This is a genomic window from Candidatus Aminicenantes bacterium, assembly GCA_026393795.1.
Taxonomy (GTDB): Bacteria; Acidobacteriota; Aminicenantia; order UBA2199; family UBA2199; genus UBA2199.
The window spans coordinates 1-12,851 of sequence record JAPKZL010000073.1 but is presented as its reverse complement, the minus strand read 5'-3'; the positions used below and the strand labels follow the sequence as shown (position 1 = coordinate 12,851).

15 protein-coding genes are annotated in these 12,851 nt (G+C 57.8%); 9 read left to right on the top strand and 6 right to left on the bottom strand.

All coding sequences use genetic code 11. From position 1 onward, the window contains the following. Window positions 1–159: 159 nt before the first annotated feature. The 3 genes from NTW95_03555 to NTW95_03545 form a co-directional block, all read right to left on the bottom strand. Window positions 160–810: a transposase gene (locus NTW95_03555; GenBank protein MCX6556498.1), complete on the bottom strand. Its 651-nt coding sequence runs from the start codon at window positions 808–810 to the stop codon at window positions 160–162. A gap of 153 nt (window positions 811–963) precedes the next feature. Beyond that, window positions 964–1,203 carry a DUF6429 family protein gene (locus NTW95_03550; protein ID MCX6556497.1) on the bottom strand — a complete coding sequence of 80 codons (240 nt, stop codon included), beginning with the start codon at window positions 1,201–1,203 and terminating at the stop codon, window positions 964–966. Between the two features lie 52 nt (window positions 1,204–1,255). Then, a complete protein-coding gene (locus tag NTW95_03545) occupies window positions 1,256–1,555 on the bottom strand; it encodes a ComEA family DNA-binding protein (GenBank protein MCX6556496.1) in 300 nt (99 codons plus the stop codon). A 276-nt stretch (window positions 1,556–1,831) separates the two neighbouring features. Between NTW95_03545 and NTW95_03540 the strand changes: the two genes are divergently transcribed. From NTW95_03540 to NTW95_03525, 4 genes are read left to right on the top strand one after another with little or no spacing between them, the layout of a single operon-like run. After that, entirely contained in the window at window positions 1,832–2,194 is a 363-nt protein-coding gene (locus tag NTW95_03540) for a prepilin-type N-terminal cleavage/methylation domain-containing protein (GenBank protein ID MCX6556495.1), read from the top strand. Next, window positions 2,187–2,882: a hypothetical protein gene (locus tag NTW95_03535; protein ID MCX6556494.1), complete on the top strand. Its 696-nt coding sequence runs from the start codon at window positions 2,187–2,189 to the stop codon at window positions 2,880–2,882. The genes NTW95_03540 and NTW95_03535 overlap by 8 nt, the downstream gene beginning before the upstream one ends. Beyond that, window positions 2,879–4,222, top strand: a complete 1,344-nt coding sequence (locus tag NTW95_03530; GenBank protein ID MCX6556493.1) for a hypothetical protein — start codon at window positions 2,879–2,881, stop codon at window positions 4,220–4,222. Before NTW95_03535 ends, NTW95_03530 begins: the two co-directional genes overlap by 4 nt. After that, window positions 4,215–4,643: a hypothetical protein gene (locus NTW95_03525; protein ID MCX6556492.1), complete on the top strand. Its 429-nt coding sequence runs from the start codon at window positions 4,215–4,217 to the stop codon at window positions 4,641–4,643. The genes NTW95_03530 and NTW95_03525 overlap by 8 nt, the downstream gene beginning before the upstream one ends. 84 nt (window positions 4,644–4,727) lie before the next feature. Here the strand turns inward: NTW95_03525 and NTW95_03520 are convergent, their stop codons facing one another. Beyond that, window positions 4,728–6,011, bottom strand: a complete 1,284-nt coding sequence (locus tag NTW95_03520; protein MCX6556491.1) for a peptidase C1 — start codon at window positions 6,009–6,011, stop codon at window positions 4,728–4,730. Window positions 6,012–6,027: 16 nt separating this feature from the next. After that, window positions 6,028–7,419 carry an asparagine--tRNA ligase gene (gene asnS, locus NTW95_03515; protein MCX6556490.1) on the bottom strand — a complete coding sequence of 464 codons (1,392 nt, stop codon included), beginning with the start codon at window positions 7,417–7,419 and terminating at the stop codon, window positions 6,028–6,030. Between the two features lie 115 nt (window positions 7,420–7,534). On the opposite strand from asnS, the gene NTW95_03510 reads away from it, so the two are divergent. Further along, a complete protein-coding gene (locus tag NTW95_03510; GenBank protein MCX6556489.1) occupies window positions 7,535–8,374 on the top strand; it encodes a hypothetical protein in 840 nt (279 codons plus the stop codon). A 55-nt stretch (window positions 8,375–8,429) separates the two neighbouring features. On the opposite strand, the gene NTW95_03505 is transcribed toward NTW95_03510, so the two are convergent. After that, window positions 8,430–9,374: a histone deacetylase gene (locus NTW95_03505; protein ID MCX6556488.1), complete on the bottom strand. Its 945-nt coding sequence runs from the start codon at window positions 9,372–9,374 to the stop codon at window positions 8,430–8,432. Between the two features lie 193 nt (window positions 9,375–9,567). Between NTW95_03505 and NTW95_03500 the strand changes: the two genes are divergently transcribed. From NTW95_03500 to NTW95_03485, 4 genes are all read left to right on the top strand, one after another. Next, window positions 9,568–10,341, top strand: a complete 774-nt coding sequence (locus NTW95_03500) for an EFR1 family ferrodoxin (GenBank protein MCX6556487.1) — start codon at window positions 9,568–9,570, stop codon at window positions 10,339–10,341. Window positions 10,342–10,410: 69 nt separating this feature from the next. Beyond that, the gene (locus tag NTW95_03495; protein ID MCX6556486.1) at window positions 10,411–10,905 is read left to right on the top strand and encodes a MarR family transcriptional regulator; all 495 of its coding nucleotides are present in this window, start codon (window positions 10,411–10,413) and stop codon (window positions 10,903–10,905) included. Window positions 10,906–10,909: 4 nt separating this feature from the next. Further along, window positions 10,910–12,220 (top strand): TolC family protein, encoded by a 1,311-nt coding sequence (locus NTW95_03490; GenBank protein MCX6556485.1) that lies wholly within the window; start codon window positions 10,910–10,912, stop codon window positions 12,218–12,220. 3 nt (window positions 12,221–12,223) lie between these two features. Further along, a partial coding sequence (locus NTW95_03485) for an efflux RND transporter periplasmic adaptor subunit (GenBank protein MCX6556484.1) occupies window positions 12,224–12,851 on the top strand: 628 nt, incomplete at its 3' end.

Sequence of the window (12,851 nt, the reverse complement as noted above, 5' to 3'; positions counted from 1 at the left end):
GACTTATCGAAAACGGAAAACCCAAAAAGGTTGCCATTGCCGCTGTGATGCGCAAACTACTTGTCCGACTGAATGCCCTGATGCGAAATCATCTCTTGCTATCTACAAAAAGTACTTGACTTTTAAGACAGTCGCTACGTTAAAGATAATTTTTAACTATCATTTATCCCCTGGGTTTTCATGATCATTTTGCCAATTTGCCGGATTGTCTAATATATATTGTCGGATTTGCTTCAATTCCTTTTCACAACGTATGATGCGTTCGAAATAATTCCGCTGCCAGAGGCGCTTGCAAAATTCCGGCCAATGGAAACGAATCATGTTCTCTGCATATTTCTTGGTTGTCCATGTTTTGAATTGCCGGATCGTGTCCGATAAGGATAGAAATTTTCCCATAGGGGCGGACCCCCGTGTCCGCCCTGGATCATCTTGCCCCAATTCGATCGTTGATGTAAACGGGCAGGCACCCCCTTTGGGGATAGACAAATCAAATCCACCTATGTTAGTCGGTGGATGATTTGTGCTACGGGGGCCTGCCCCTACATGCAGACCGAGGATTCCGTGAATATGATTGGGCATGACCACAAATTCATCCACTGTGACCCCTGAATATTTTGTTTGCATATCCAGCCATATTTCTTTGACCATTGATCCAATTTCTGTCAAGATTATTCTACCTTCTATAATATTCCCGAAAAGATTTACCCGATTCTGAACACAGAGGGTAATAAAATAATAATTTGGGGTGGAGTAATCCCAACCTTTCAGGCGTATCGATCGCCGACCGCGAATATCAAATTTCTTTTGCATTTTCCGTAGGGGCGGACCTCCGTGTCCGCCCTGGATCTCCTTATGGTTGTTGATGTGAAGGCAGGCATAGGGACTTACCTCTACGAGGTGGCCCAAAAAAAAGAGGCGCGGCCCGGAGCTGCCGCGCCTCCAGCAAGTGGGATAAAGAAGGTATCAGTGTAGATACTGGGTTTTGAGTTTTTCGGCCAGCTGTTTGCCCAATTCGGTTACGATCACCAGTTTCTTGTCCTTGATCTGGACGATCATTTTTTCATCGTGAAGCGTGTTCAGTGTTTTAAAACTATAGCCGTTCCAGGTACAGAAAACTTTCTCGCCAGGGTTTTTGCGTGAGTCTTCCTCCCAGCCGGTCAGGTAGAGCAAGAGCAAATTGAGTTCCTTGATTTTTTCTTCCATGTTTTCCTCCTTTGGGGCGGAGGGGGGCCTTGCGGCTCCCCCTCCGGCCGGGTCAGATGGTGATCAGCGGCTGCAACTTGGCGAAGACCTTTTCGCCGATGCCCTTGACCTTCATCAGGTCCTGGACGCGCTTGAAGTTGCCGTTGCTTTTGCGGTAATCCAGGATGCGCTGAGCCAGCTTGGGGCCGACGCGCGGCAGCTCGATCAGCTGGGCGGCGTCAGCCGTGTTGATGTTGACGAGCTTGTCCCCGCCTGCGGCTGCCTGTTTTTCAGCCGCGCCGAGAGAGACCGTGGACGCTGCGGCCATCGCCAGGATGACCAGCAGGGTGAAAATTTTGTTGGTTTTTGTCATGTTGACCTCCTGCCCCAGGACAATCAGGTTTGCTGCCAAGTTGCCGACGCTGGCGTGAATTGACGCATAGAGCCGATATCAAAGATTAAAAACAAGTTCGTCTGTATTTTCCCTGCTGCCAATGAAGTAAAGAAATCGTTACATGTTTTTCGGCTCTGTAAACAATCCTGTACTGCCGTTTCAGGGGCGGCTGGCTGGAAAGACCCGTCCACAGAGGTTTTTGCCCGCTCCCTTCACTTGGCATGGAAGATGAATGTTTTTTTACAGGAGGAAAAAATGCGCAAAGGCTTCACCCTGATCGAAACATTGGTCGCCTTGGCCCTGCTGCTGGCGGCGGTGCTGTTCAGCGCCCGGATCACGATCTTCGCTCTTGCCCAGGCGCGCCAGGCGGGCATGCGCTTTCGACTGCTCGCCATCAGCGATTACTACAAGAATTATCTATCTTCCCTGCCTTTTTCCGCTCCCAATCTGGCCGACGGCAGCCACCGGCAGGCCGGCCGGGAGTTCATCGTCACCTGGCGGGTGGTGCCGGCCGGGACCGGGTTGAAGAAGATCGATCTGCTTGCGACCGGGGCGCATTGCTCCCTGCCGCTATTTTTTTTCAAATCACGACTGATCCAGGAGGTGAAAAATGATTAAAGGTTTTGGCGTTTTGGAGATGCTCGTCTCCCTTTCCCTGGGTTTGGGGATCCTGACGGTGATCATCGCCCATGCCGTGGAAACCGGGCGGGTGGCAAAGAAAATCACCAGCAACCAGGAACGGCTGGAAGCGGTATTTCATACCGTCGACACCATCAAGGCCGACTTGAACAAATGCGGCATGCGCCTGCAGGAGGCCGGCAAATTTTTCAACATCCCGGCTTTTGAAAGCTCCCAGGGCAGCTTCAAGGTCATTTACGGGCTGGCCGACGAAGCGCTCCTGGAAAATGCCCTGACCGGCCAGCAGACGCTGAAGATCACCAGGAACGAATTTTTCAAAAAGGACAGGATCATCCTTGTTTATAACCTGGAGCAGGGGAAATGGGAATTCAACGAGATCGCCGATTTGTCCGGCGGCGTCCTGGTATTGAAAAACTCACTGCGCAGCGATTTTCCCGGCAACAGCCCGGTGATCGCGGTGAAAAAAGTGGAATACAAGTTCTATCCGGCCCAGCGCATCCTGAAGCGCAAGTCCGACAAGGGGAATTTCCAGCCGCTCCTGGAGGAGGTCAGCGATTTTTACGTGACCTTCTTTCCTGATGCCAACTCGGTCCTGTACCGCATCGAAGTCAACAAAAAAGAGCAGATCCGCGGCTACATCTTCCTGCTCAACCTGGTGCAGCCATGAAGCGGCGCGGCAACATCGTCATCGCGGTCCTGATCACGCTCCTGCTGTCGCTGTCCGGCCTGGCCCTGCTGACGCATTCGCTGCTGCACAGCAAGATCATCGGCGCCCGGCGCAGCAAGTGGCAGGTTGCCGGCGGACTGGAGCAGGCGCTTTTGCTGCAGCTGCACCGCTACCGGTTGCAGCTGGACAACAGCGACATGAACCAATTCTCAGACCCGGAAAACGATTTTTTCAACCAGGCCAATTTCCCCGATGCGCGCGTTGGCGGTGTCCTGGTTAAAAGCAGTTTCAGCCGGCGGGCGCTGGCCCCGGGGAACGGTTTTGTTAGAGTCAGAATCTTCAACCGTTTGTCGGCAGGCCGGGAAAACAGCCGGCTGGCCTGCTTCGGCCAGGCTTCGGTCGACCTGCTTAAAGGGGACATTCCCTTCTCCGAGCTACCGCTGCTGGTGAACAGGGAAATGGCGGCCGCCCAAGCCGATTATCTGACCGGCAAGGGGGTCGAGTGGTCCGCTGCTGTCGTCCCCCTTCCCGGCAACCCGCTGGTCGCGGCCGACTGCCGCCCCTTGCTGGCCGAGGCGCTGCAGCTGGAGGGAAAATTCCCCGATTGGCGTCAGATCAGGGAAAAATTCAACCTCGAGCCGGGGGCAGCCCCCATTCCGCCGGGAATTTATTTAGCACTGGCCGCCGGTTCAGTGAAGGCGATTTTTGTGGAAGGCGACCTGCAGCGGCTCGAGTTTGCCGCTGCCAACGGACGGCAGTCGATTGTTTTCAGGCAGAACGGCAGCTCCCTCGAACTCAGCTACCTGCCCGGCCGCGATTCGGTGCTCTGGAGCGGCAGGGAGGCGGTGACCGGGTTCGGCTTCGCCGAAAAGATATTCGTCCACGGCAACATCCGGGCGATCGCGCAAACCGGGAACGCGGCTTTCGCGGCCGGGGCCGGCATCCAGGTCCTGGCGTCTGGGCAGATGACCGTCAGTTCGGGGCTGAGCGGCGAGAACCTGGGCCTGCAAACATGCACGTTTGCCAACCTGCTGCTGATGACCAGTAAACAGGATTTTTTCACTGCCGACGAGGTCAATGCCGACATCATCCTGGCCGCGGATGCCGGCAGCGGCCGTGACATCGAAGCCCATCTGCTGGCCGCCGGCAACCTGGTCCATGGCAGCGGATCAACAAAAATAACCGGCAGCCTCATCGCTGGCGACATCCAGAACTCGGGAATCCTGCGCGTCGAGGCCCGCGCCGGCCGGTTCGATTTTCCGGACCGCTTCCGCTTGCAGCACTTCCAGTGCCTGCAGAATTTTTGCGTCCAATACATTGCGGAGGGAAATGATGAATAAAAAAGGTCTGACGGTGGTCGAATTGCTGGTGACGGTTTTTCTGTTCGCATTCCTGGTCACGGCCGTGGTTCCCGGCCTGCATTCGTTTTTCGCGCGCTTGGAGATGCACACCGGCCTGCGCACGGTGACCGCGGCCCTGAGCACGGCCCGCTACACCGCCATCCAGGAAAATTGTCCGGTGCGGGCCGAGGTGGCCCGCGGCTGCCTGCGCTTGTGCATGGACGACGGCCACGGCTGGCGGGTTTTCCGCAGCTTCTCCTTGAGCGAAAAGCTTTCGATCGGCGCCAACGGCCGGCCGGTCTTCTCGCCGCTGGGTTTTGTGTCGCCCCTGTGCACCATCACACTGGCGCTGGGGAAAAAAGTCTGCCGCGTCGTTCTCTCCATGTACGGCCGCATCAAGGTCTACGACAACAACGGCTGAAGCGGCCGGCCCGAAATGGCTACAATTTGCCCTTCACAGCGGCGAGCAGTCCATGCGATGCCCTCCCGGAAAAAGGGTTGTCCTTTATTTCACCTTGGCCAGGATGTCCTTGACCAGGTTCTTGGGCACGGTGAAGGTGAGCATCTTGAGCTTGACGTAGTCGCCGCGGAAAAAGAAATAACCCTTGAACTTGCCCCAGCGTGAAGAGCGGTTCGAATCCTTGATCAGGAACCAGTCATGCCCCTTGGTGTGCGTATAGCCAACCAGGTGGATGCCATGGTCGTCCTCGCTGCTGTGGTTGTCGATGCGGTATTCGCGCGCGTCCTGATCGATGAACTCGGTTGGGATGTCGAAGCTGGGGATGAAGCAGACGTCCTGGAAGCCCAGCTTGCCCGGCTCGGAGACGTCGCCGCCGATGCCGACGCCGTAGCCGGCTTTGATCGCCTTGATGATCAGGTTGTACCAGACGTCGAGCGGGACGTTGAGGTATTCCTTGCTGTGCCACCAGTTGTCGGGGACGGCGTATTCCTGGAAGGTGTAAAACGGATAATAGCTGGTCGACATGACGTCGAGGTAGTTGTCCATGTCCAGCCCGGTCTCGTTCTTCAGGAATTCGAGTGGCGTCATCTCCTTGCCGTTGTAGACGAAGGTTTGCGGCGGCGTTCCCATGTACTTGTCCAGGATGATGGCGACGTGGTTGAGCACGTCCTGTTCGTTCCAGAGGTTGTTGGCCTTGACGTAATCGAGGAAAGCGGTGATCTCGTCGATCAGCCGGGCGTGGTCCAGCTTGTCGCGACCGGCGGGATAGCCGGGATACACCTCGGCCGGGACGATGCCGTAGGCCTTCCAGATGCGGTTGATGGCGTTGCTCTCGCCCCCCTCGGCCACCAGCGAGGCGCCGCGTTCGCGAACGTATCGCCGGACCTTCTCGAGGTATTCGAAATAGACGGTCCACATCTCGGAGAGCTTGATTTTCTTGCCGCTCAGGCGGAAGATCTCCGACTCGTAGTACGAGGTGGTGGCGAAGCTCCAGCAGGTGTTGGTGTTGTACTGGGCGACCGGCGGGAAATGAAAGACGGATTTGAACGCGGCCGGGGAGGGCGGCGGGAAGACGCCGGCCATGTCCGAGTGCAGGCTGAGCTCCTGTTCCCTGTCCTTGGCCTTCTCGTCGGCCTGGCGCTTGCGGATCTTGGCCGTTTCCTCGTCGAGGGCCGCCTGTTCCTTTTCCCGCTCCTGCTTCAGCGATTCGAGCAGCGGGTCGTCGTATCTTTTCTCGTACTTGACCTTGTTCTTCGGCCCGGCCCCGGACAACGGGACAACCAGCCCGCACAGGGAAAGGCAAAGCAGCGGAATAATGATCTTTTTCATGGTTCCTCCTTGCTTATTAGAATTCCGCGCTGTTGGGGGTGCGCGGGTAGGGGATGACGTCGCGGATGTTTTCCATGCCGGTCAGGTACATGACCGCCCGCTCGAAGCCGAGGCCGAAACCGGCGTGCGGGGCGCCGCCGAAACGGCGCAGGTCCAGGTACCACTGGTAATCCGACTCCTTGAGGCCCATCTCGGCGATCCTGGCCTTGAGCACGTCGTGCCTCTCCTCGCGCTGGCTGCCGCCGATGATCTCGCCCACCTCGGGCACCAGCAGGTCCATGGCGGCCACGGTGCGGCCGTCGTCGTTGACGCGCATGTAAAACGCCTTGATCGTCTTGGGGTAATCGGTCACGAAGACCGGTTTCTTGAACACTTTCTCTGTCAGGTAGCGCTCGTGCTCGGTTTGCAGATCGCTGCCCCATGTGACCGGGTAGTTGAAAGTGGTATCGGCTTTTTCCAGGAGCTGGATAGCCTGGCTGTAGCTGACGTGCTCGAACTTGGAGTCGAGCACCAGCTGCAGGCGCTGTAGCAGCTTGGTGTCGATGAAGCGGTTGAAAAACTCCATTTCCTGAGGGGCACTCTCCAGGACGAAGCGGATGACGTACTTCAGCATGTCCTCGGCCAGGAGCATGTCGTCGGCCAGGTCGGCGAAGGCGATTTCGGGCTCGATCATCCAGAACTCGGAGGCGTGGCGCTGGGTGTTGGAATTTTCGGCGCGGAAGGTCGGGCCGAAGGTATAAACGCGGTTGAAAGCCAGGCAGAAACCCTCGACGTTCAGCTGGCCGCTGACGGTCAGGTTGGTCTCGCGGCCGAAGAAATCTTGATGAAAATCGATCTCCCCCCGCTCGTCGCGCGGCGGGTTCTTGGCGTCCAGGGTGGTGACGCGGAACATCTGCCCCGCCCCCTCGGCGTCGCTGGCGGTGATGATCGGCGTGTGCACGTAGACAAAGCCCCGCTCGTAGAAAAACTTGTGGATGGCGTAGGCCAGCAGGCTGCGTACCCTGAACACGGCCATGAAGGTGTTGGTGCGCGGCCGCAGATGAGGGATGGTGCGCAGGAACTCGAAGGAATGGCGTTTCTTCTGCAGCGGGTACTCCAGGCTGGCGAGGCCGATCGCTGCGATCGATTCGGCCTTCAGCTCGAAGGGCTGCCCGGCCGCCGGCGAGGGCAGCAGCCGGCCGCTGACTTTCAGGGCCGAGCCGAGCGGGAACTTGGTCGCATCGCCGAAATTGGCCAGCTCGTCGTCGTAGACGATCTGCAGGTTTTTAAAACAGGAACCGTCGTTCAGTTCGATAAAAGCCAGATTTTTCGATGTGCGCTGGGTGCGGATCCAGCCGCGGACTTCCAGCTCGCTTGCCAGCAGCCGCGCCGGGTCGGCGAAAATTTCCTTGATCGTAATCCAACTCATGAACTCACCTCGGTAGACGGCTATTGTAGCGCAAATTTTTTGTCCGGGCAAATTGGCCTCCCCCCGAAGCGCCGCTCGCTATTGACTTCAACCCCGATTCGCTTACAATGCGCTCATGAAAAGCACAAAAAGCGAATGGCAAAAAGCGGGCATTCTTTTTTGGGGACTCGCCTGGCTCATCGCCGGCAACGGCATGGCCGCGGCGCAAAGCGGATCCGACATCCTGGCGAAGCTGGGGCTGGATCCGGCCTCAGCCAAGGAAAGCATCATGGCTTCCCTGGCCAGCGGCAGCGTCTACAACTACGAAGCGATCGCGGCCTTTAAAGCTCTCCCGGTCGCGGCCAGGGCGGCGATCGTCCAGGCCGGACTGGGTTGGATCAAGGCCTATGTCCAGGGCGATGAATTCAAGAAATCGTACCTGGAATTCCGCGGCAACAAAAAGCCAAAGCCGCCGGCCATCCGCCCCTCCGCCGATGAGGCATTGAAGGGGCAAAGAGCCGAATTTGAAAAACAGATCGCCGAAACGCGTAAAAGCATGGCCGGCATGGATGCCGAGATGAAGAAAACCATGGAGACGACCATCCAGCAGATGCGCGCCCAGATGGAGGCGATGGAAAAGAACCCGCAACAAAGGGAGCTCCTGCGCCAGATGACCGAAGCGGCGTGCGTCGAAGACAAGCAGCGCTATGAACAGGAGCTCAAAAACTGGGAAGAGCAATTTCCCGCTGATTTCCGGGTCCTGATAAAAAAGCGTCTCAGCGATCTCCTGGCTATCAGCGCCGACGTCGATTTCTCGGCGCAGCTGACGCCGCGCGACGGGAAGATGGTCTTCGTACGGGATGATTACGAGCGGAAACCCTCCGCATGGAAGATCTGTTTCCGCGCCGGCCGGGAAGCCACCAGCACTGCCCACGCTTTCGTCAAGGCCTGGTTGGTGGAGTTGGCCGGAATCTAATTTTTATCTGGGGCCGCGCCCCATTTTTTCTGCGGCGCTGGCTTGGAATGCGACCCTAGTCGCCGTGCTGCAGTTCATCCAGATGGGCGCAAACGGCCGCGGCCAACCCGGCCAGGTCGTACCCCCCTTCCAGCACCGAAACCAGGCGGCCTTTTCCGGAGATCGCCGCGATGTTCAGCATGATGCGGGTCAGTTCGCGGAAGCCGTCGTCATCCACCCGGAAGCCGCCCAGGGGATCGTTTTTGCGGGAATCGAAGCCGGCGGAGATCAGGGTGAAATCGGGCTTAAAGGCGCGGGCGGCGGGGAGAAGCGTATCGCGAAAGGCACCGACTATCTCCCGATTACCGGCACCATGCGGGAACGGCCGGTTGATGATCAGTCCTTTCGCTGCTCCCAGGCCGCACTCGGTTGCTGCTCCGGTTCCCGGGTAATGGGGAAAAAGGTGGGTGCTGAAATAAAGCACCGAACCGTCACGGTAGAACACATCCTGGGTGCCGTTGCCGTGATGGACATCCCAGTCGGCGATCAACACCCTTTTTACGCCATGTTTTTTCTGGGCATAGCGGGCGGCCAGGGCGACGTTGTTGAACAGGCAAAAACCCATGCCGCGTTCGGGCCCGGCATGATGGCCGGGAGGTCGCACCGCGCAGAAAGCCCGGCCGATCGTTCCAGCGAACACGGCATCAACTGCGGCCAGAACGCTTCCGGCCGCATTCAGGGCTACTTGAAAACTCTCCGGACAAATATCGCTGTCGCCGGTGGAAAGGCTGGATCTGCCGGCCGCGCATTCCCTTTCGGCCAATTCCACATATTTTTGGTGATGGATAAGGTTTAATTCTTTAAACGTGGCCTGCCTGACGGGCAGGCGGATCAGCTCGGGGAAAAAGGGCATGGCCCGCAGCGCCTGGTCGATGGCCAGGAGCCTCTGGGGCGATTCGGGGTGGTCTTCCCCGGGTTGGTGTTGCAAAAAAATTTCGTCGAACAGGTAACCGGTGTTCATGCTTTTCCTTTTAAATAACATCTGGTTATTTCATTATACAACGAAATCGGCGCCAATGGGCGGCCGATGAAAAGAGGGTTGTCCCTGCGGGACAGACAAATCAGATCCTCCCCTTTGGCGTCGGATGATTTGTGCTGTCGTTCGTTGAATTTTCCTGGATTTTCTTCTAAAATGACCGCAACCGAGGTTAAAAATGCAAACAGTTATTTTTTATTATACGGGAACGGGAAACTCGCTGTGGTCGGCGCGGTTGTTGGCTGAACGGATGGGCGGCGCGAAGCTGCTGCCGATGAAGGCTGCGGACGCTTTCACGTCCGGCGACGCCGAGGCGCTGGGTTTCGTCTTCCCGGTGCACATGTGGGGCGTCCCGGGCCCGGTTTTGCGTTTCCTGAAAAAACTGGCGCTGAAACCCAATGTGTATTATTTCGCCCTGGCGGTCAACGCCGGCCAGGTCTCGCGCACGCTCATTCAGCTGAGCAGGGTGCTGGCCAAGCGCGGGGCGAAGCTTGCCGCCGGCTTCAGCATTGTCCTGCCCAGCAATTACATCCCCTGGGGCGGGCCCGGTCCGGAGGAGCGGCGGAAGGAGTTGTTCAGGCAGGCCCGGGAAAAAATCACCGCGGCCGGGGACTTTTTCACCGGGCGGAGATCGGGCCTGATCGAGCGGGGCCCGCTGTGGCAGCGGATCGTTTTCAGCGCCATCTACAAGTTGTCCTTCAAGCAGGTCCCCAAAATGGACAAGGATTTCTGGAGCGATGACAAGTGCAACGCCTGCGGCATCTGCGTCAAGGTCTGCCCGGCGGAGAATATCGTATTGACGGCGGAAAAGCCCGTCTGGCAGCATCGCTGCGAGCAGTGCCTGGCCTGCATCCAGTGGTGCCCGCAGGAAGCGATCCAGTACGGCAAAAAAACGCCGGCCTACGAACGCTACCACCATCCCGAGGTGCAGCTGAAGGACGTGATCGGCTGAAAACCGGCTGAAACGGCAACTTAACAAAAACATCTTGCTTTTTATTTCGCATCATGATATATTCGTATCATGAATAAAATCGATCGCCTGCCTTTCATCGCCGCCCACCTCAACGAGCTGGGTGCGATGTTCCACGACCTGCTGAGCGGCGGTGCCTTTCTGGGTTCCGACCGGCATGACCGGCGGACCAATATCGCCCGTTACATGATCCTAAAATCCATGGCTGTGCGCGGGGCGCATTGCCTGACCGATCTTTCCAATTGCGTGCACTATAAGAAAAACACCCTCTCCGAACTGCTCGACCGTATGGTCAGCGACGGCCTGTTGTTGCGCTGCAGCAACGAGCGCGACCGGCGCAAGACCAATCTGACCGTCACCGCCGCCGGCCGGGCGACGATCAAGAATTTCCAGCAGGCATTCGTCCGCGTCATGAACGACTATCTGGGCACCCTGCCCGTGTCTTTGCGGGAGTCCTTCCTGAATTCCCTGGGTTCGCTGGTCGAAATTTCGCTCAGCTGCCGGAAGAACGATGCCCGCGTGCCTAACAAAGCCAAATCGAGGTGAATCCATGTCCATACAGAAAACATGCGTCTGGCTGCTCGTTTTTGTTCCCTGGTTGCTTGGCGGCGCCGAGGAACGATTCGACCTGCAGCGTTTCGTGAATCTGGCGGTGCGCAACAGCCAAAACATCCAGATCGCTCAGGAAGCCGTCAGCGGCGCCGAACAGAAGATCAGCGAGAGCAAAAGCCTCTATTATCCCCAGGTGAACCTGACGGCGGGTTATTCGCGGCTCAGCCTGGTCAGCGAATTCGACTTCAACCTGGGGGGCGAGGTCATGCATTTCAAGTTCAGTTCGCCGAACAACTACAGTTTCCGCCTGGTGGCCAGCCAGCAGCTGTTCAACTGGGGGCGGAGCCAGAAAGCCGTGCAGCTAAGCCGGCTGGGCCTCGATTTGGCCGAAGACGCGGCGGCAACCGTCCGCCAAATGACGGCCTATCAGGTGATCCCCATTTATTACAATCTTCTTTTTGCCGGCGAGGCGGTCAAGGTCCTGGACGAAACCCGCGAACTCTTCGCCCAGAAGCTGAACATCCTCAAGGCCCGTTTCGAAGCCGGCATGGCTTCCGATTTCGACCTCTCGCTGATCCAGGTGCAGATGAGCGCCATCGATTCGCAAAAGGCCGACCTGAACAACTCGGTGCGCAAACTGATCCTGACCTACAACCGCATCGCCAACCGGCCGCTGGATGCGGATCTGGTTGTCGGCGAGCCGCTCGATTTCCAGCCTATGGCCGTCGACGAGCAGCAGTTCCTGCAGGAGGCCTTGGCCAACCGCGTCGAGTTCAAGCAGCTCCGCGATCAGGAAGCATTGCTGGCCACCCAGGCGGCTCTGGCCAGGACCGGCAACAAGCCCAACCTGCTGGCCGCCTTCACGTATGAAATTCGCAACGGCTTTTTGCCCAGCGTCGACCAGCTGCGCGGCAATTGGACGTTGGCACTCTCCGCGGTGCTTCCCTTATTCGACGGCTTTCGCACCCGCGCCCAGGTGTCCCAGGCCGAGATCAGCCTGAACATGGCGCGGCGGCAGCGCCAGGACCAGGAAAAGGCCGTCGCTGCCGAAATCCGCCAGCTGGCGTCCGATCTGAGAACCCTGGAAGAAAAAATGGCGATCGAAAAAGTGAAAATGGGTCATGCCCAGAAAGCGTTGAAAATCGCCGAGGAGCGCAGCGCCAGGGGGTTGATCTCGACCACCGACCTGATCGAGGCGCACAATGCCCTGGCCAATTCCCGCCTCAGCGTCCTGCAGTTCACCGTCAATTATATTTTGAACCGTTACAGCTTGTTCCGGACCGTCGGCCGGAAAATCTATCAGGAGTAAGCCATGAAAAAAATCATCGCCCTGTGCATCGCCGTTCTGCTGATCGGCGTGGTGTCCTATCGCGCCTGCGTCAATATCCGGGCCAGGAAGGAAGCGCTGAACCGGAAAGTCCCGGAAAAAATCGTCCCGGTCCGCGTCGTTCAACCCCGGCTGCGGGAGATCGTGGAAATGGTCCGCGCCTCGGGCAGCATCCAGGCTCAGACTGAAGTGCTGGTCTTTCCCAAGGTCAGCGGCAAGATTGTGCGCAACCTGGTACAGATGGGCAGCGCCGTAAAAAAAGGTGACGTGGTTTCGGTGATCAACCGTGACGAAGTCGGATACGATTTCAAGCCTTATGAAATAAAGAGCGATGGCAAGGGGGCCGTCTCGCGCATCATGCTCAACCCCGGCGCCAGCGTCAATCCCGCCACTCCCATTATGGCCATCGTGGATATCGACACGGTCAAGGCGGTTGTGGCTGTTGACGAATTGAAGATCCGTTTCGTCCGCGTTGGCCTGACCGTGCAACTGAAAATGGCCGCCTACCCCGATGAGGTATTTACCGCCAAGGTGACGACCATCAGCCCTGTCGCCAATCCACAGACCCGGGCCATCGACATCGAGATCACTGTCCCCAACCCGGGCTACCGGC